The 19,722-nt window shown below is 50.8% G+C and carries 16 protein-coding genes; 13 read left to right on the forward strand and 3 right to left on the reverse strand.

All coding sequences use genetic code 11. From position 1 onward, the window contains the following. Positions 1 to 20 precede the first annotated feature (20 nt). The 4 genes from ACFQ88_RS02215 to ACFQ88_RS02230 all read left to right on the forward strand — a co-directional run bounded on the left by ACFQ88_RS02215 (position 21) and on the right by ACFQ88_RS02230 (position 4,645). Positions 21 to 578 carry an NUDIX hydrolase gene (locus ACFQ88_RS02215; RefSeq protein ID WP_239634804.1) on the forward strand — a complete coding sequence of 186 codons (558 nt, stop codon included), beginning with the start codon at positions 21 to 23 and terminating at the stop codon, positions 576 to 578. A gap of 104 nt (positions 579 to 682) precedes the next feature. Continuing rightward, a complete protein-coding gene (locus tag ACFQ88_RS02220; RefSeq protein ID WP_379451486.1) occupies positions 683 to 1,690 on the forward strand; it encodes a 2-oxoacid:acceptor oxidoreductase family protein in 1,008 nt (335 codons plus the stop codon). 40 nt (positions 1,691 to 1,730) lie between these two features. Then, positions 1,731 to 4,037, forward strand: a complete 2,307-nt coding sequence (locus tag ACFQ88_RS02225; protein WP_379451487.1) for a thiamine pyrophosphate-dependent enzyme — start codon at positions 1,731 to 1,733, stop codon at positions 4,035 to 4,037. Between the two features lie 308 nt (positions 4,038 to 4,345). Then, the gene (locus ACFQ88_RS02230) at positions 4,346 to 4,645 is read left to right on the forward strand and encodes a hypothetical protein (protein WP_239634807.1); all 300 of its coding nucleotides are present in this window, start codon (positions 4,346 to 4,348) and stop codon (positions 4,643 to 4,645) included. Here the strand turns inward: ACFQ88_RS02230 and udk are convergent. Next, on the reverse strand, positions 4,581 to 5,222 hold the full coding sequence (gene udk / locus ACFQ88_RS02235) for a uridine kinase (RefSeq protein WP_379451488.1): 642 nt from the start codon (positions 5,220 to 5,222) through the stop codon (positions 4,581 to 4,583). The genes ACFQ88_RS02230 and udk overlap by 65 nt on opposite strands. Before the next feature lie 152 nt (positions 5,223 to 5,374). On the opposite strand from udk, the gene ACFQ88_RS02240 reads away from it, so the two are divergent. Both ACFQ88_RS02240 and ACFQ88_RS02245 read left to right on the forward strand, forming a co-directional pair. Further along, positions 5,375 to 6,190 carry an SDR family oxidoreductase gene (locus tag ACFQ88_RS02240; RefSeq protein ID WP_379451489.1) on the forward strand — a complete coding sequence of 272 codons (816 nt, stop codon included), beginning with the start codon at positions 5,375 to 5,377 and terminating at the stop codon, positions 6,188 to 6,190. A 203-nt stretch (positions 6,191 to 6,393) separates the two neighbouring features. Further along, complete coding sequence (locus ACFQ88_RS02245) at positions 6,394 to 6,786, forward strand: hypothetical protein (protein ID WP_239634810.1); 393 nt, start codon at positions 6,394 to 6,396, stop codon at positions 6,784 to 6,786. Positions 6,787 to 6,793: 7 nt separating this feature from the next. Here ACFQ88_RS02245 and ACFQ88_RS02250 read toward each other — a convergent pair whose 3' ends face one another. Beyond that, a complete protein-coding gene (locus tag ACFQ88_RS02250; protein WP_379451490.1) occupies positions 6,794 to 7,780 on the reverse strand; it encodes a metallophosphoesterase family protein in 987 nt (328 codons plus the stop codon). A gap of 391 nt (positions 7,781 to 8,171) precedes the next feature. Here ACFQ88_RS02250 and ACFQ88_RS02255 point away from each other — a divergent pair, with 391 nt between their 5' ends. Together ACFQ88_RS02255 and ACFQ88_RS02260 are read left to right on the forward strand one after the other, a co-directional pair. Beyond that, the gene (locus ACFQ88_RS02255) at positions 8,172 to 9,410 is read left to right on the forward strand and encodes an S-layer homology domain-containing protein (protein WP_379451491.1); all 1,239 of its coding nucleotides are present in this window, start codon (positions 8,172 to 8,174) and stop codon (positions 9,408 to 9,410) included. 203 nt (positions 9,411 to 9,613) lie between these two features. Continuing rightward, complete coding sequence (locus tag ACFQ88_RS02260) at positions 9,614 to 10,897, forward strand: MFS transporter (RefSeq protein WP_379453538.1); 1,284 nt, start codon at positions 9,614 to 9,616, stop codon at positions 10,895 to 10,897. Positions 10,898 to 10,973: 76 nt separating this feature from the next. Here ACFQ88_RS02260 and uraA read toward each other — a convergent pair whose 3' ends face one another. Beyond that, positions 10,974 to 12,245: a uracil permease gene (gene uraA / locus ACFQ88_RS02265; RefSeq protein ID WP_239634813.1), complete on the reverse strand. Its 1,272-nt coding sequence runs from the start codon at positions 12,243 to 12,245 to the stop codon at positions 10,974 to 10,976. 245 nt (positions 12,246 to 12,490) lie between these two features. Here uraA and ACFQ88_RS02270 point away from each other — a divergent pair, with 245 nt between their 5' ends. The 5 genes from ACFQ88_RS02270 (at position 12,491) to ACFQ88_RS02290 (ending at position 19,697) form a co-directional block, all read left to right on the forward strand. Continuing rightward, a complete protein-coding gene (locus ACFQ88_RS02270; RefSeq protein ID WP_239634814.1) occupies positions 12,491 to 13,882 on the forward strand; it encodes an MATE family efflux transporter in 1,392 nt (463 codons plus the stop codon). A gap of 166 nt (positions 13,883 to 14,048) precedes the next feature. Beyond that, positions 14,049 to 14,819 (forward strand): metal-dependent hydrolase, encoded by a 771-nt coding sequence (locus tag ACFQ88_RS02275; RefSeq protein ID WP_379451492.1) that lies wholly within the window; start codon positions 14,049 to 14,051, stop codon positions 14,817 to 14,819. 161 nt (positions 14,820 to 14,980) lie between these two features. Next, complete coding sequence (locus ACFQ88_RS02280; protein WP_379451493.1) at positions 14,981 to 16,174, forward strand: acyl-CoA dehydrogenase family protein; 1,194 nt, start codon at positions 14,981 to 14,983, stop codon at positions 16,172 to 16,174. A 292-nt stretch (positions 16,175 to 16,466) separates the two neighbouring features. Beyond that, positions 16,467 to 18,317, forward strand: a complete 1,851-nt coding sequence (locus ACFQ88_RS02285; RefSeq protein WP_379451494.1) for a family 8 glycosyl hydrolase — start codon at positions 16,467 to 16,469, stop codon at positions 18,315 to 18,317. Between the two features lie 162 nt (positions 18,318 to 18,479). Continuing rightward, entirely contained in the window at positions 18,480 to 19,697 is a 1,218-nt protein-coding gene (locus tag ACFQ88_RS02290; RefSeq protein ID WP_239634818.1) for an MFS transporter, read from the forward strand. The last annotated feature ends 25 nt before the right edge of the window (positions 19,698 to 19,722 follow it).

A 19,722-nucleotide genomic window follows, 5' to 3' on the forward strand; every position in this document is an offset into this window, starting at 1 on the left:
AGCAGGGAGATGGAAACCATATGACAGTCAATTTTTGCGCAGCATGCGGTCATCCAATGGAAACCCGGGAAATCGGAGGAGCGGAACGACGGGCCTGTACGAGCTGCGATGCGGTTCACTGGGGCAACTACAGCATCGGCGTCGGAGCTCTTGTAGTGAAGGATGACAAGGTGCTGCTCGTTCGCAGAGCCCAGGAGCCCGGCAAAGGGAATTGGACGAATCCCGGCGGCTATATCGAGCAGTTGGAGCCGATCGAGGAGACTATCGTCCGCGAGGTGCTCGAAGAAACGGGTGTCCATACGCGAGTGAAGGGTATTGTCGCATTGCGCGATCAACCAAGACAGATTCATAACATTTACATCGCCTTTGAAATGGATTATGTCGATGGAGAACCGAAACCGGATGAAGTGGAAGTGGACGCTGCCGGTTTTTTCACATTGGAGGAAATGAAGTCGATGAAGGTCGCGAGCTTCACCCAATGGCTCGTAGATGTGGCACTGAACGGCAAGTCGGACGGATTGCTTCCTGACCGGGAGCCGCTTGTTCATCTTAACGGATATGGAATATTTCGGGTGTAGCGGAGAAAAAAGTTTTTGGTAAAAAAGGAATTTGTCGATCTATTCCGAATATAAATAATATTTAGATACTCTTGCTGCAGTCTATTCTCGAAAGGAGTCATGCAATGGTTACGTTACCGAAAACGAACGAGCTGGGCTTTTTTGAAATCCGTCTTGAGTCCATAGGGGGACTTGGAGCGAATTTGGCCGGCAAAATGCTTGCAGAAGCCGGTGTAGTAGGTGCAGGATTAAACGGGGTTAGCTTCTCTTCTTACGGTTCGGAGAAAAAAGGCTCCGCCGTAAAAGCGCATATTCGATTTTGCGATATCAACACGAATATCCGCGATACGTCTCCCGTAGAGAGACCTCATGTGGTTGGCGTATTTCATGAATCTTTGTCAAAAACGGTCAACGTCGTCAGCGGGATTTACGAGGACAGCCTGGTGCTGGTCAATTCCACGAAAACTCCCGAGGAGTTGAAGGAAAAGCTGAAAATGCGAGGCGGCACGATCGCTGTCATCGATGCCATCGGTATCGCAATCGAAGAGAAAAACCGGGTTAACATGGCCATGCTAGGCGCTTTGTTCCGGCTCTGTCCATTTTTGAACCCTGACACGATGAAGAATGTCATCCGCAAATCGCTGGAGAAGAAGTATCCTCAAGCCGTCCAACCTGCACTCAACACTTTTGAAAGAGGTTACAACGAAGTTCAATTCCAGACGTTCGCTTTGCCGGAAGGGGAGCAAATGCCCGATTTCATCCGTCAGGATACTCCGGTTCTCGGTTTCGAAACCCAGCCTATGGGTGGTGTCATCACTAACCCGGGCAACAGTATATTAAAAGATTTGAGCATTTCCAGGGCCGGCATGATGCCCAACTTCGAGGAAGACAAATGTATTCATTGCGCCGCCTGTGATACGGTCTGTCCGGACTTTTGCTTCGTATGGGACGAACAGGCCGACAAAAAAGGACGTCCGCAAATGTTTTTGCAAGGGATCGATTATCAATACTGCAAAGGCTGCCTGAAGTGTGTACAGGCTTGCCCGACCGAGGCGCTGTCGTCGCTGCGTGAAACGGACGGCTATGCCGAAGAGCACCGCGTGCCTCATCGATTTGATCTGGCTGCCAAATAAGCATGCTATCCATAAGCTAACCTGAAAGGTGGAATTCCAGTTGGCCATTGAGATTAATAAAGAAATTTCTCAAGGAAAAGTAGAGCAGCGTATTGTATACGAATCCGGTAATGAGATGGCTGCTTATGCAGCGCACCAGATCAATTATCATATTATGGGTTATTTTCCCATTTCTCCTTCGACGGAGGTCGCCCAATTTCTCGATTTAATGAAGGCTAACGGCCAGCACGATATCAAGCTGATTCCGGCGGACGGAGAACACGGCTCCGCAGGCGTATGCTATGGCGCTTCTACTGCAGGTGGACGCGTGTTCAATGCTACGAGCGCCAACGGTTACCTGTATATGCTGGAGCAGATGCCTGTTCAATCGGGAACACGGTTTCCGATGGTCATGAACCTGGTGTGCCGTTCGGTTTCGGGGCCGCTCGATATTCACGGCGATCATTCCGACTTGTATTACGCATTGAATACAGGCTGGCCGATCCTGATGTGCCGCGACCCGCAAGCCGTTTACGATATGAACATTATGGCGCTCAAATTAGCGGAGGACCCTGAGGTTCGCCTGCCTGTCTTGGTAGCATCCGACGGCTACTTCACTTCTCACCAAAAGCGCCGCGTCCAAACGTTCGCAAAACGTGAAGATGTGCACGCTTTCATCGGGGAGAAGCCGCCGACGGGATTCGCCGATACGCTGGACCGGGAACATCCGATTACCGTAGGCCCGTACATGAACGAGCCGGACTACATTAACAACTGCTACCAGCAGTCGGTTGCAATGTACAATGCCGAACGCGTTTACGACCGTATCCGGGAAGAGTATGCCGAGCTGACCGGCCGGGACTACCCGATTCTGGACTTGTACCGGATGGAGGACGCCGAGGTAGCCGTATTCCTGATGAACTCCGCGTCGGAGATCATCAAGGACGTTGTCGACCAGCTGCGCGCTCAAGGCATCAAAGCAGGTTCGATCGCGCCTAACATGATCCGTCCGTTCCCGCAAAAGGCTATCGCCGAAGCTCTCAAGAACGTAAAGGCTTTGACAGTGGGCGACCGAGCTGATTCCTACGGCGGACACGGCGGTAACATGGTGAATGAGATCAAGGCGGCTCTGTTCACTCACGGCAACCGCGATACGATGGTGATCAGCCGTATTTACGGGCTTGGCGGCAAAGACTTTTATGCCGAGGACGGCCATAATATGTTCAAGTTCGCGATCGAAGCTCTGGATAAGGGCAAGGTCGAAGTACCGTTCGATTATTACGGACACACGCCGGGCGACCCTGCAAAAGCGCCGAAGCGCGTGCTGAATCCGATGAAATATGAGGATTTGAAAACCGGTCTTATTACGGTAACGCCGGATGAAGCCAGCGGCAAGCTGAATGTGCGGATTCCGCCGCTCCGTTCCTTGACCAAGAAGCCAAAGCGGATCGCTCCGGGGCACGGCGCCTGTCCGGGCTGCGGTATTTTCTCGGGTCTCGAGCTGTTCTTCAAAGGGATCGAAGGCGATATCGTAGCCTTGTTCCACACGGGCTGCGCCATGGTTGTTACCACGGGTTATCCATATTCGGCGCACAAAGCGACCTACATCCACAACTTGTTCCAAAACGGTGCGGCGACGCTGTCCGGTGTGGTGGAAATGTTCTGGGAGCGGAAAAAACGGGGCGAGCTCGATGAGCTGAACCTGAAGGATGACTTTACTTTCGTCATGATCACCGGTGACGGCGGTATGGATATCGGGATGGGACCGGCAATCGGAGCCGCACTGCGCAATCATAAAATGATCATTCTTGAATATGATAACGAAGGCTATATGAACACCGGCGCTCAGTTGTCGTACTCGACACCGATGGGACATAGAACGTCCACGTCGAATGTCGGCTCGAAGCAGGGCGGCAAAGTGTTCCACCATAAAGATACGGCTCAAATTATGGCTGCGACCCATATCCCGTATGTTTTCACCGGTTCGGAAGCATTCCCTCAGGATTTGGTCCGCAAAGCGGCCAAAGCTCAATGGTATGCTCAGAACGAGGGAATGGTATACGGCAAAATTTTGATCGCATGCCCGCTGAACTGGCTGTCCGAGGATGAGCAGGGCTCCAACATTGTTGGCGCGGCGGTAGATTCCTGCTTCTTCCCGCTCTATGAGATCGAGCACGGAGTCACGAACATTACGTACAATCCGGAGGACAAGAACAAGAAGGTTCCGTTGTCGGATTGGCTCAAAACGATGGGCAAAACGAAGCACATGGTGAAACCGGAGTACGAGGAATCGTACAAAATGTTCGAGGCGGAAGTAGAGCGCCGCTGGAACATGCTGAAAGCGAAGCACGAGAGCCCGTACCTTTAAACATCCCCAAAAAGTGAAGCGAAGCTTCGTAGCATAATCCTATTACTTTTCGGGGAGCCCCGGGAAAAATATCCCCAAAAAGTGAAGCGAAGCTCTGGAGCGGATTCCGATTACTTTTCGGGGAGCCCCAGGAAAAACATCCCCAAAAAGTGAAGCGAAGCTCTGGAGCGGATTCCGATTACTTTTCGGGTAGCCTCGGGGAAACATGCCTCAAAAAGTGAAGCGAAGCTCTGCACAAAAAAGACACCATCTCCGATGGAGATCGTGTCTTTTTTCCACTATGATCCGAAGTAAAGGAGGCAGGCCCAATGCCTTTTGTATTAAAGCATAAACAAACCTCGCAGTTGTATACATGCAATCTAATCAATGTATACCGGCTGCCTTACTACGGAACGAAATTTTGGGATTTCGAGGATGACGCCGCGACAAGCTATATTCCTTTTCTCGAATCCAAGGGCCAGCCTGTTGACGAATGGGAGCTGCTGGAGCTCTCCGAAAATCAGCTCAAGCTGTGCAATGTCAAGCTGAAGAATGACCCTCAGCTTATCCTTTTATGGGATGCAGAGACGCAGAAGGCTCGTGTAAGTACTTCTCCGTCAGAACCGTAAGCAGGTTAATGCCGACTTCGTTATGTCCGCCTTCGGGGATAATGATGTCGGCGTATTTTTTGGATGGCTCGATGAATGCTTCGTGCATTGGCTTGACGGTAGTCAAATATTGCTCATAGACCGATTCGATCGTACGGCCGCGTTCCTGCATGTCACGCAGCGCTCTTCTAAGGATTCGAACATCGGGGTCCGTATCCACAAATACTTTGATGTCGAGAATGCAGCGGATCGGCTCGTCGGACAGTACGTGCAACCCTTCCAATATAACGATAGGATTAGGCTGCAGCCCCACCGTATCAAGGGAACGGGTATAAGTGGAGAAGTCATAGATCGGCGCGCTGACTGGATTTCCGCTTTTCAAGCTCTTCAAATGCTCCAGCAGAAGCTCATTGTCAAAAGCCAGTGGATGATCGTAATTGATCGCCTCCCGCTCGGAAAACTCCAAATGATTCTGGTTCATATAATAATCATCCTGGGAAATAAAGGTGACTTGTTCGCTGCCAAGCTTCTCTATTACGGAGCGGGCGACGGTTGTCTTGCCTGACCCTGTCCCACCGGCGATACCTATAATTAGCATGAAACGATAACCCCTCCGAACGTGTACTTTTTAACAATATCAAGTATTGTAGCACAAACGGTTTGCGGTTTCGAGCGCCTCATAATTGTTGCGAAACATGGCAAAATAATCGTGGACTTCAAGCCCACATCCAACAAGAATTGAGGTGCATCATGAGCTTACAAACGTTACAAAAACCGAAGGCTGCTTATCCGGAGCTCAAGGATAAAATTGCCGTCGTTACCGGGGCCGGTTCGGGGATCGGACGAGCCGCGGCACTCGCGTTGGCAGCGCAGGGGGCGAAGATCGGCCTTCTAGATTTGAAGGATAGCCGGACCGAGCAGGTGAAGGCAGAGATCGAATCGTTGCAAACGGAAGCCATTATGGCCGATGTGGACGTCTCCGACCCTGAGAGAGTACGCGAAGCCATAGAAAAGGTAGGCAAGCAATGGGGTAAGATCGATATTGTGTTTGCCAATGCAGGCATCAACGGCGTTCAGACGCCAATCGAGGACATGAAGCCGGAGGACTGGGACCATACGCTGTCCACCAACCTCAAGGGAACGTTTCTGACCGTGAAATACGCAATTCCTTATATGAAAAATGAGGGCGGCAGCATCATTGTCACCAGTTCGATTAACGGGAACCGGGTGTTCTCCAACTTCGGCATGGCTGCTTACAGCACGTCCAAGGCTGGGCAAGTAGCATTTGCCAAAATGGCTGCGTTGGAATTGGCCCGTTACAAAATCCGCGTCAATGCGATTTGCCCGGGGTCCATTCAAACTCACATCAGTGAGAGCACGCATCCGACGCCCGAGCTGAACAAAATAAAAATTCCGGTTCAGTACCCGCAAGGCAGCCAGCCTCTGGAGCACGGTCCGGGTCAGCCGGAGCAAGTAGGCGATCTCATCGCTTTCCTGGCCTCGAATGCGTCCAGTCATATTTCCGGGACCGAGATGTATATTGACGGAGTGGAATCGCTGCTATAATGTAACGGCAACTCCCGCTATGCAGCCCCATTTAGCCTGAAGCATCCGCAAAATAATTATGCTTCAGGCTTTTTCTCATTAGGAAAGAACGTGCGTACATCCCCGGATTGTGGTATGCTGGTTGAAAGCTTCGAAGGAGACAAGAATCCAGAGCTTCCGTCCCGCCGTTAAAGTCACGGAACACAGAAGAAGGAGGATTTCTTATGAATGAGAACTTTATCCAGATCAAATCGATCGAAGGCGATTTAAAGCTGTCGCACAAGAAAAGAGACTTCGGTATCACCGTCTCCACAAAGGAGGTAGTCTACCAGAAGCCTCATGCCAATTACCATTTGAAGCTGGAGGACATTATCAGCGTGGTGCCTTTCGACACCTCATCCTTGAAAAGCATCGCTTTTCATAACCGGAAAAGTCAAGGCAGCGAGCTGATGAATATGTCGGCCGGCATGCAGCACTACAAGATCTATGTCCGCAGCGCTACCGTCCATAACCGCAGCGGGATCTTCACGCTTGGGGCGGTACAGTTTATTTTGCCGATTCACCATGATTTGCTGCTGGCTATCTCCAAATACGGCGGCCTAAGCGCAGTCATATAACCGTTCGTTACTTTGTATTCATTCTTATGATATATTGAGCTTCGGGAATCCAGCGTTGACTGTGGAAATCGCGTCCCTGAATAATTACTTTTCCGTCATACACTTCCACATGCAAGCCTTCGCTGGCTTCCGGAGACAGCATCCTTTCCCCGCCATCCTCTCCAACCGTCCACGGCTGCTCGACAGAAGAAGAATTCACCATTACGAAGCGATCCTGTACCAGCGTATCGGGATGCTTCAGCTCCCAGTGCGTATGCCCCGTGAAAAAAATGACCTGTGGGTAGGCCGACAGGATTTTCTTTAGCTGCTGGTGCTGGATAACAGACCGGTTGTTCACGCAGCAGGACGAACCCGCTACTGTATCGGGAAGCGGCTGATGCAAGAAGACGAAGATCGGCTTGCGGCTCGCCCCGTGCTTTTTCAATGATTGCTTCAGCCATTCCAGCTGACTGTCGGATAAGTAAGCATCCTCCGAATTTCCGGCATCCGATTGCCTGTACTGCTCGGAACCGAGAAACAAGAACGGATACCCCCCGATTTCTTTCTCATAATAAATACTCGATTCCTTGGTGAATTGCAAAAACCTGCCTATAGAAGCCTGCTCCGTTTCCCCATTGGGAAAACCTGCTTCATTCCAGCTTCCCTTGGCGTCATACCACGCCTGATAAAACTCGTGATTGCCTATCGTTGAATATACGGCCTCGGGATGAGCTGTTCGCATTAACAGCTCATTCAGCTTATCGTAATCTGACTGTCGTCCGTTCGTTAAATCGCCGTTAAATATTAATGCGTCCGCATCAGGGCTTATCGTGTTAAGATCATTCAGTGCGGCCTGGAGCTTAACCTGCGACCGCTTGTCCCAAGCTTGGAAGTGAATATCGCTCAGGACATGGAAGGAAAGGAGAGGCTTGGCTGCAGGCTGTGCCGCTGTGAGCGGTTGGCCGTGCAGCAGCATGCTTAAGGATAGAGCAATAGATAATGTCCAGGATTTCATAACGGCTACCTCCGGCTGCAAAATTCAATCTGTTGCTATTACCCGTTTCAACTACAGAGTAACCAACAAATGTTTGACCAAGGTCATCGGAGTATGGAGCTTTCGTGAATAAGCAATAAAAGGAATAAAGTCTCACGTTTCTAGTTGTTTTGACTCATCCTTACTGCGGATACTTCGATTTTTCTTCGGCAATTCATGCATTTATGCTGTTTTTGTGACTTTATTCACGGACATAAAGACTTTCGAACTAGCGTTCGTGCCATGTTGAAACATGTATTTTTTAGGATTGAAGGTGAATACCATTTTCACTCTATTGCCCTTATTCTTAGAATGGTCTGTTAGTACATAAATTAACAAAAAACGACACGGAACAAAGAGAAGAGAGGGTATTATGGTCATGAAGAAGTTTGGCTTGATTTCATTATCCATGGTGTTATGCTTCGGGATATCGGGAACCGCTTTCGGTCAGTCGGCAGAAAAGCCCAAATTTTCGGATGTGAAAGGACATTGGGCGGAGAGCGCCATTATGCGTCTGGTTAATGAGGGGATCTTGGACGGTTTTCCGGATGGGACGTTCCGACCGGACGAGCCGGTGACGGCGGATCAATTCGTCAAAATGCTGCTGATGTCGTATACCCAAATGTATCCGAACGGAGAACGCAAATGGACGACCGATTTCGTGCAGTCGTTAAGCGCGATGAACAAAAACATTTTGCAGCAGGACTACCGGACGTTCGATTTCAAGCCTAGTACAGTAGGCTATTGGGCGAAGCCTTACATCGATTTGGCAAGCGATTTGAATTTCATCAGCAAAACCCAGTTTCCCGATTTCAAAGCGAAGCTGAAGCGGGAGCAAGTAGCCGAAATCATATACTATACGGCTAAGGAAACGGAATATTTGGAGAATGAGCAGTACAGCATGGCAACCGCAGCAGGCATCGGAGATTTGCAGAGCGCCAAAGCCCGTGAGCAAAAATTCGTCGCCGAAGCTTTCACGAAAGGGATTATGGAAGGCTACCCGAACGGCTATTTCGGTATCGGCCGGGACGTAACCAGAGCGGAGTCGCTGACGATTCTGGAACGGATTGTACATAGGGATAAGCGGATCAACGTGAAGAAGGCGGAAGACGGGCTTGAGAAAATCGTTCCGACGAAGGACGGAAGCTACAAAAAGCTGATCTTCCCTGATCAGAAAATGCTTAAGGCATATGATGTGCTGCAGGAAGCGGCTAAGCTGAGAGGGACGAACTACGATCTGGAGGAAACGACGCTGAAGCTGTATAAGGATGCGGAGACGAAAGCCAAAGATTTGAGCAAATCTACCGTATCACAGCATTATGAGGAGGCCTCCTTATGGCTGGAGCCGGAATACAAGACGTATGGGGTTACGGTTCATGTCCAGGAAGGCATGCTCGCGCGGAACAAGGAAGCGATCAAGACGTTCACCAATTACTTGTTCTCCTATGACGCCCTTACCTTCGATAATATATTCCTGAATGTGTACAACCAGGTTGTCCTGAAGGAGGCGGTGGAAACGCAGACGGTTCAGGTAGGCAATTTCTCCGTGGAAATTCATGTTGAGGCTGACGGGGAAACCATCGTCTTCTCCATTTTGGAGAAAAACGGATAATCACCGCATACAACGCTTGTTCCTGTGAGGGGACGGGCGTTTTTGCTTCGTAATTTCATTTTGCGCAACCTAACGGGAATATGGTAATCTGAGTTTATATTTCACGAAGTGAATTACATATATTTACAGATGGGGAGGAGTCAACTGTGTCAACGGGTGCACCTGCTGCGGTGCGTACATCGGCGTCGAGCAAGCTGCCCGTTATGATCAGCATCGTGCTGGCGAACTTGGTCGCTTCCATGGATACGACAATCGCTAATACGACAATGCCGATTATAACGAAGGAGCTGGGAGGTTTCGAGCTGTATGCCTGGAGCTTCGCTTCGTATATGATTATGTCCACGGTCATCTCTCCTGTCGCAGGCCGGATATCCGATATGTTCGGCAGAAAGACGATCTTTGCCGTAGGGATCATTCTGTTCCTGATCGGATCGGTCTTGTGCGGATTTTCCAATTCCATGCTGCAGCTCGTCTTATTCCGGGCGGTTCAAGGGATTGGGGCCGGCGTCATGATGCCGTTTCCCGCGATCATTGCCGGAGATTTGTTCAAGGTGGAGCAGAGAGGGAAGATTCAAGCGTTTTTCACCGCGATGTGGGGATTGTCCGCCATCCTCGCGCCTATGCTGGGCGCTGCGTTCGTCGAATATGCCAGCTGGCGCTGGATCTTTTTTATTAATATCCCGATCTGCATCGTGTCGGTATGTCTGTTATGGGCATATAAGGAAGTGTACGAGCCGAAGCGGTCGAAGGTCGACTATTTCGGTGCGGTGCTGTTCGCGATCGGAGTCAGCCTGCTTCTGCTAACCACCATTGTGGAGAGCAGCATTTATGTGTACGCCCTGCTTGGCGTCATCGTGATCGGTATCTTCATTGCCTATGAGAAGCGTCATGAATCGCCTATCGTACCGCTGTCGTTACTGAAAAACCCGCCTATCGCCTGGATGATCGTCAATTCCTTCCTGGCTTGCGTATCGCTATTCGGGGCATCGAGCTACGTGCCGTTGTTTCTCCAACAGGAGGGATACTCCTTGTTTATTAGCGGTGTTGCTTTGCTAGGGACTTCGTTCGGCTGGATGGCGATGGCTGTTCCTGCGGGCAAATGGATATTGAAATGGGGCTATGGCCGACTGCTTGTAGTCGGGAACATATTCCTAGTCTTGTCCGGAGTCACCTTGCTGTTCATGAAGGAAGGCACGGGATTCTGGTACGTGTTCGGAGCGATGGTCGTGCAAGGGCTCGCTTTCGGCCTCATTGCAACCGTCTCGGTTATCGGATCGCAGCAGCTGGTCAAGCCGCACGAGAAGGGGGTATCTACCTCGCTGCAGCTGTTCTCACGCAATATCGGGACAGCAATCGGGGTCACGATTATGGGGGCGTTTTTGGCCAAAACGACCGATTTTTACGCAGGCTTCGAAAATATGTTTTTATATGGATTTATCGTCAGCTTATTCGCCTTCGCTTCCTCGTTTATGATCAAGAAAGTGTAGGCGGACAAAAAAAGACATGCATTCACAGACATAAGAGATCTGCGGATGCATGTCTTTATTCGTTCATCCAAGAAGGCTATTCGTTGGACAGCTTCAATGTCTCAATCAGCTTGAAGAACAAGCTGAGCAGGATGGCGATAACCGTGGCAAGAGCCATTCCTTTCAAGGAAAAGTTGCCGATAGTGACGGCTGCGCCGCTAATTCCGATAACAAGAACGACGGTAGTCAAAATCAAGTTCGTCGCTTTCGAATAGTCCACCTTCGTCTCCACCAGCATCCTGATGCCGGAGGAAGCGATGACACCGAACAGCAGCAGGGAAACGCCGCCCATAACCGGAGCCGGGATCGTGGTGATCAACGCAGCCAGCTTACCGAAGAACGATAGGATAATCGCGAACACGGCGGCTCCGCCGATGACCCAGACGGAATAGACGCGAGTGAGCGCCAAGACACCGATATTTTCCCCATAAGTCGTGTTGGGAGTCGAACCGGCAAAGCCGGAAATAACGGTGGATATCCCGTTGCCGAGCAAGGAGCGGAATAGTCCCGGGTCCTTGGACAAATCTTTGCCGACGATGTTGCTCGTTACAATCAGGTGGCCGATATGCTCGGCGATAACGACAAGAGCTGCAGGAGCGATGATGGCGATCGCCGAAGGACTGAAGTTAGGCTTGTAATAAGTAGGAAGCGAGAATACGGGCGCCTGGGCTACAGCCTCGAAATTAACGTAACCTAGGACGAACGCTACGATATATCCGCACACGATGCCGATCAGGATAGGAATAATTTTGAGAAAGCCGCGGAACATAACATTGCCGATCACGGTAACCAGAAGAGTAACGGTAGAGATCAGAATCGCTTTGCCGTCAAAGCTCCATTTGGCCGCATCCACGGCTGCAGGCTTGATGTAACCCGCCATTTCGGCAGCTACCGGAACGAGCTCCAGACCGATTACGGCGACTATGGCGCCCATCGCGGCGGGAGGAAACACAACATCGAGCCATCCCGTCCCAACATATTTGATCAGCAGCGAGACCAGAATGAAGATCGCCCCGGTGACAATGAAGCCTCCAAGCGCCGACTCATAGGACTGGCTGGCCAGCACGACAAAGACGGGAGAGATGAAGGCGAAGCTGGAACCGAGGAATGCAGGGATTTGACCCCGGCATAAAATCAGATACAGCAGGGTACCGATTCCGTTCAATAACAGGATGGTTGCCGGGTCTACCTTGAACAGGACGGGCACCAGTACGGTCGAACCGAACATGGCGAACAAATGCTGCAAGCTTAACGGGATGCTTTGCAGCAGAGGCGGCCGTTCGTTGACCTGAATTTCGCGTTGCGACATGAAAACACTCCTTAATAAGATGAGATAGTTCTGTAAAAACACCTTCATAATAGTACCAAAAGTCCATGTCGTTTGGAATCGATTTTTTTAACATTTTGTAAAAAGATGTCTGTGACAGTTGGAGAACGGGTTGGACTTTACGTTTACGATCCGCTTGATTATAATTAATTTTACGACTAAATATTTTAACGTTAAAACAAGTTGAGGGCAGCTTGCGGCTGCCTTTTGCTGCGGGGAGTGGGTACATGGCTTATCAGATGGATGCATCATTAACGGAAGGACCTATCGGCAAGAAGCTCATTGTGTTTGCATTACCTCTATTAATGGGTAACGTTCTGCAGTCACTCAACGGTACAATCAATGCCATTTGGGTCGGCAATTACTTGGGCGAGAGCGCCTTCGCCGCGACCTCCAACGCGAACAACATTATGTTTTTCCTGTTAAGCCTCGTATTCGGGATCGGGATGGCATCGACGATACTAATAGGGCAAAGCATCGGAGCCCAGGACGAGACCCAGGCTAAGCGCGTTGTAGGTACGAGCGCATTGTTCTTTTTATTGCTGTCGCTTGTCATTACGGTCATCGGCCTTATATTCTCACCGATGATTCTTAAGGGAATGAACACGCCGCACGACGCTATGGATTATGCGATATCTTATTTACGTATTATTTTCATAGGATTGCCATTTATGTACGGTTATAACTTTATCATGATGATTATGCGCGGGGCGGGAGATGCGAAGACGCCGTTTTATTTCTTGCTGATCTCGACGTTCCTCGATATTGTACTGAATCCATTGTTTATTTTCGGACTGGGTCCGGTTCCCGCTCTCGGTATTTCGGGTTCAGCGGTAGCGACCGTCGTCGCTCAATTCGTAAGCTTGGCCTGTCTTGTTGTGTTTTTGTACCGGAAACAATATTTTTTGCGGATTACCCGCGAAGATTTGCCGTATGTCCGGTTTGACCGGGAGATCATCGCTTCCCTTGTAAAAAAGGGCGTCCCGATGGGTCTGCAGATGCTGATCGTGTCGACAAGCGCCATTGCGGTCATTAATCTCGTAAACAGCTACGGATCGGTTGCCACAGCGGCGTTCGGTGCAGCTATGCAGCTGTCGAGCTATGTGCAAATGCCGGCTATGGCGATCGGCGGAGCCGTATCGACGCTGGCCGCTCAAAATGTGGGCGCAGGCAAATGGGATCGCGTTCATAAAACGACCATTATGGGCATATTGATCAACTTCTTTATGACAGGTGTTCTAGTAGGCATCATTTATTTGTTCAACCGGGAAGCGCTGGGATTATTTCTTCAGGACGACGCGGCGATCGAAATCGGTATGCGTATCAATCTGATTACACTGTGGGCATTCATTTTGTTCGGCATCACGTTCGTCGTATCCGGTGTCGTGCGGGCGACGGGAGCCGTTATGGTGCCGCTCATAACGACCTTCCTTGCATTATGGTGTATTCGGATCCCGATCTCCTATTGGCTGAGCGCCGAATACGGACTCGATGCTATTTGGTGGAGCTTCCCCATCGGATTTACCGTCGGAATCATTTTATCCGTCTGGTATTATGTGTGGGGAAATTGGCGCCAAGCCAAAATGATCGGCAGCAAGCAAGCCCAGCCTGCAAAATAATAGCTTGCTGCAAAAGACAAAAGAAGCTCTCTTCAAGAGGGCTTCTTTTTTTAAACGCACACACGTTCGCATTTTTCGGCGAATTATGGTACAATATAGCAATCGCTTCGCGGCAGTTGTCCCAAGCTGCGATGCCTTTGCGGGAGGAAGAGGAGACAGTCGTGGAATGACAGGAAAAACCCATTTAATCGTAAGCACGGGCGTGACGTTATCCGTTATGCAATTCATGGGGCAAGGAATAACACTGGCTTCGGCCGCCATTGCGGTAATCAGCTCGCTGCTGCCCGATATCGATGAGCCTAACAGCCTGCTGATGCAAAAAACGATGCCGAAGAAGCTGCTCAACTTCATCAAGCTGTTTTTTGCGGCGGCGGGAATCGGATTTATTGCCTATTGCTATTTGCAATCCTTTTATACACCTTACAGCTATGGAGCCGGAGCGCTGCTGATCATAATGTGTCTTGTGAATCAGAGGCTGTTTCGGCAAATCCTGATGATATTGCTCGGAGGGCTGCTGCTGTACGTCGGGGCGGAAGCGGGGCCTTGGTGGGGAACGGCCGGTGCCTTGATCATGGTATGCGCTCTGCTGCCGCATCGCGGCCTGACTCATTCCTTATACGGCGTTGTGATGTGGGGAGGCCTGCTTTATTACGCATCGATCAGGCTAGGGGTCACCCTGTGGATTGCCGGAACCTTATCGTACACGCTGCACCTGCTTTGCGATATGCTCACCAAGCAGGGGATCCATCCGCTTCCGCCATTGAAATGGAAGCTGGCGGTCCCGCTAATGAGCACTGGGAAATTCAGCGGCTTCCTCGTGGAGAGCGTTTGTATCACCTTGGCGTTCGTGATGTTGTGGAATGCATTCGTCGTGCCGATGGGGCTCGTCACCTACAGCTGGTGGGAGCAAGTGAAGGCCGTGTGGAGCAGCGTATAGAACGAGAACAGAGAGTACGGATTCGATGTCCGTAGTCTCTTTTTTTACCTTAATGCAATGGATAAGCCGTTATTGCAGGATTTTCCTTGGAATGGTGGAAAAAGTAACAAGTGCACGCGATTCGTAATGCCTGCCTATTACGGTAAGAGGGGATAATGCAAATGACGGAACGACGGACATTGGATTATTTTATACGGAACGAAAAAGAAGCAGAGCTGGCGGCGCTGGCTGACCGATTGGCGGAAGGGTTCGCATCCAGAGCCGCGGCGCACGATGCAGACGGCTCGTTTCCCTTCGAAAATTTTGAAGAGATGAAGAAGTCGGGCTTTCTGAAGCTTGCAGTTCCGAAAGAGTACGGAGGTGACGAGATCGGATTGTACGAGCTTGCTCTCGTACAAGAACGATTGGCCCGGGGAGACGGCTCCTCGGCGCTCTCCGTCGGATGGCATATGGGGCATATGCTGCATTACCGTATAGCGAGACCATGGCCGGAATCGCTGTTCGAATGGTTCTGCTCGGAGGTTGTGACCAAGGGGGCTATGATAAACAGCTTTGCAAGCGAACGGGCGACCGGGAGCCCGAGCAGAGGGGGCAAGCCGCAGACCGTCGCAGAGAAGGTGGACGGCGGTTGGTTGTTAACCGGGAGAAAAACCTACAGCACGCTCAGTCCGATTCTTGAGCATTTTATCGTATCGGCCGCAATTGCCGATGAGGAGCGGAACGGAGAGTTTCTGGTAACGCGTTCTCCTGGAATTACTATAGAAGAAACCTGGAATACATTAGGGATGCGATCGACCGGAAGCCATGATCTGGTATTGGACCGTGTATTCGTTCCTGATCATGCATTCGTGTCGCAAGCAGCGGAGACGGAGCGGAAGTACCCGAAGCAAAATGACGGAGGCGGCTGGATGCTGTTTATCCCGGCTTGCTACCTGGGGATCGCTTGGGCAGCGAAGGATTTTGCCGTCCGGTATGCGAAACAGTACCGCCCTAACAGCTTGCCCGGACCGATCTCCGATCTTCCGAACGTTCAGCAGCTCATTGGTTCGATGGAGGTCGAGCTGACAACGGCTAGGCATTTGCTGTATTCCGTAGCCGCCCGCTGGGACGAGCAGCCTGAAGCGCGCAGCGCGCTCAAGACTGAGTGCGGCATAGTGAAGCATGTGGCTACGAACCATGCAATACAAGTCGTGGATAAAGCGATGCGGATTGTGGGCGGAGCAAGCTTGTCACGGGCATTGCCGCTGGAGAGAATGTACAGGGATGTCCGGGCCGGCTTGCATAATCCTCCGATGGACGATGTCGTTATCAAAAATGCGGCATTGAGAGCAATAGCCGAGCAGGAATCTAGTTAATGTGATTAATCATTTATCTCATTAACTAAATAAATCAGCATAGATTACAGCTTTAAGTAAGCCCTTATTATGGAAAAAAAGTGAGTTTTAAACAAATGTTTCTTAGTTTCCTGCATTGTTAAAAAATGGATTTGTTCGTATACTTTGACTATCGGGCACAGCGTCAACGTATTGCCAATCCGGTTGGCGCCGCCCGAAGTGACCAGTAAAGGAGGGATAGTGGCTTCGAAGTTTATGAAAGCGTTTACTTATTGCCGCTGTGCGGCATATCCATCTCAAAGGAGCTGATTTGATGAGAAAAGGACGATGGTTTGCAGCAGTACTTATGATCAGCACAATATTGCCGTTTCAGGCATTCACCGCCTCGGCAGCCGGGGAATTAAGACCGTTCCCGCAGCATACCACTTACACCTCCGGCACCATCAAGCCGAATAATGTAACCCAAACCCAGCTGGATAACGACGTGAAGCGAATTTACGACGAGTGGAAGGCAAGATACTTGAAGCAAAATCCGAAAGCTACGGACCAATATTATGTGTTCTATAATCTGGAGGGATATTCGGAACCTGCCAACGCCGTATCCTGCTCGGAAGGGCACGGATACGGGATGCTCGCAACGGTGCTTATGGCAGGCTACGATACTAACGCCAAGACGTATTTCGACGGCTTGTACCGTTTTTATCGCGCTCACGGCAGCGTGAATAACAGCAATCTGATGGCATGGCAGCAGATCAAGGACAGCAGCGGGAATATCGTCGATAATCCCGACGGAGGTAACGATTCGGCGACGGACGGCGACATGGATATCGCCTACGCTTTGCTGCTCGCGGATAAGCAATGGGGCAGCAGCGGATCGATCAACTATTTGGCTCAAGCGAACAACGTCATCGGCGCAATCATGAGCAAGGATGTCAACTCCAGCGAATGGATCTTAAAGCTCGGTGACTGGGCGGCGAACAGCGATGCTACCTATGGCAAGAGCACGCGGTTGTCCGACTTCATGATGAGCCATCTGAAAGCGTACCAGTCGGCCAGCGGCAACGCGAACTGGGCCAATGTAACGGATAAGGCCTACAATATTATCAATTATTTGTACAACAATAAAAGCCCGAACACCGGATTGATGCCGGACTTCGCGGTCAAGGGCTCGTCGAATTACGATCCGGCTGCCGCAGGCTTCCTGGAAGGCCCGAACGACGGCAAGTATTACTACAACTCGGCTCGTACGCCATGGCGGATTCCGGTCGATTATTTGCTAACCGGTGACAATCGCGCTGTCGGACAGCTGACCACGCTTAACAACTGGGTCAAAACATCGACCTCCAGCAATCCGAACAACATTAAATCGGGCTACAACCTGAACGGTACGGTTATTACCGGTGAAACGGACAATACGATGGCCTTTGTTGCTCCTTTTGCCGTCAGCGCTATGATCAATTCAAGCAATCAGACGTGGTTGAACAGCCTCTGGACGAAAATGGCCGGAACGTCGACCTCAAGTCTGTCTTACTTCGACAACAGCATTCGTCTGCTCGTTATGATCACGGTATCCGGTAACTGGTGGTCGCCGGTATCGGCATCAACACCGCCAACATCGGTTACACTTGTTGACGACAGCTTCAACTCCGAGACAACGGGAGCGGCGCCTGCAGGCTATACGACAAGCGGCAACGCTACCGTAGTGAATGTGCCGAGCTCCACGAATAAGAGCATCAAGCTGAACGATACGGATACGACCAATTCGATTAAAGCCAATAAAAGCTTTACTTCCCAGGCAGGTCAGGTGACCGTTGAGTACAAAGTCATGCTGCCGGCTGCAGCCAACAATCTGTACGTTCATTTGAAGCAGGGCTCAACCACTGCGGTTACGATCCAATCCGGTTCGGACGGAACGTTACGCTACCGGAATGCAGACGGCTCGAGCACTAACATTGCGAACTATACCGCCAACGGCTGGACGACGATTAAAATCGAGGCGGACTCGGCAACGGACAAAGCCAATGTCTATGTGAACGGTACCTCGGTTCTGTCCAATGTCGGCTTCCGGACGGCTGTGACGGGAATCGACGCGTTCGAAGCGATTACTCATTCCACAGGAACGGGCGTCCTTCATATTGACGACGTCAAGGTCACAACTCCATAAGCAGTAACGGCGAAAACGGCCTTCTCTTGCAGAAGGCCGTTTTTGTCATGCCGCAGGAGCCGTTTTTGTTGCATCCTGCATCGAAAAATGGGTTTACAAGGTTCCGTACGAGGACTATATTTTGTATAGCGAACCACATCAACGGATAGAGGAGAGGCAGCCATGCAGGTAACGGATTCAACGCCAACCCGGAGACATCACTTTGTTTTTATTCTTGTTACGTTATTTTTCTGGGCATCTCTCTATACATATGTCCCCATTTTGTCGCCATATCTGGATCATCTCGGAGCGACTTACAGCTTTGCCGGTTTAGTGCTTGGAAGCTACGGCTTTGTCCAGATCCTATTGCGCCTGCCTCTCGGGATAGCTTCGGACAGGATGAAAGTCCGCAAGCCTTTTATCATGCTCGGCATGCTCTCTACGACATTGAGCTGTATTTGCTTCGCCATGGACGGACATTTGGGCTGGGCGCTGGCAGGACGGATCGTATCCGGAATCGGTGCGTCGACATGGGCTGCCTTTACCGTGCTCTATGCAAGCTATTTCAGCCGGGACCAAGCGACCCGGGCGATGAGTCTCATCAGCCTGCTTACGGCTTCCGGTCAATTGGTCGGGATGGGCGTCAGCGGCTATTTGGTCAAGGAGTGGGGCTGGACGTCGACATTCTGGGTCGGCAGCGTCATCGGCGCTGCAGGTCTCATCATCAGTCTCGGTATCCACGAGCCGAAGGAAGGGATTTCAAGGGAACCGATTCAATGGAGCAACCTGTATCGGGTCATGAAAGAGCCTCTTCTGCTGAAGGTATCCACGTTGTCCATACTGGCTCACAGCATCCTTTTCATAACGATGTTCGGCTTTACACCGTCCCACGCTATGGCACTGGGAGCCGACGAATTGGGCCTGACGCTCCTTGTATTCGCGTTCATGCTTCCCCATGCGGTAAGCAACTATATATCGGGCAGATTCCTGGCACCCCGTTACGGTTCCTGGACTTTGGTCATTATTGGCTTCATTCTCAGCGCTCTGTGTACGACGGCCATTTCATTGGCGGACAGCCTAACTGTGCTTGTTGTAACGCAAGTATGCAACGGCTTTTTCCAAGGAATCTGCTTCCCGCTGCTGCTGACGCTCGCGATTGACAAAATCGACCGGGAAAAGCAAGCGACGGCGATGGGGTTTTATCAGGCGGTATATGCCGTCGGCATGTTTGCAGGTCCGTTTGTTGCCGGGTGGATCAACGAATGGGGAGGCTTGAAGAGCGGGTTTTATTTCGCCGGAGCTTTGGGCGTCGCGGCGACTATTCTGGCAATCATCTGGAGCCGGGCGGAGATGAAATTAAGTGCCGCTCAGGCGCGGAAACGAAACGTTACCGTAACCTAAGCTCACGAAGGGACAGTTTCCTGAC

This window comes from Paenibacillus sp. NPDC056579 (assembly GCF_042793215.1).
In the GTDB taxonomy this organism is placed as follows: domain Bacteria; phylum Bacillota; class Bacilli; order Paenibacillales; family NBRC-103111; genus Paenibacillus_S.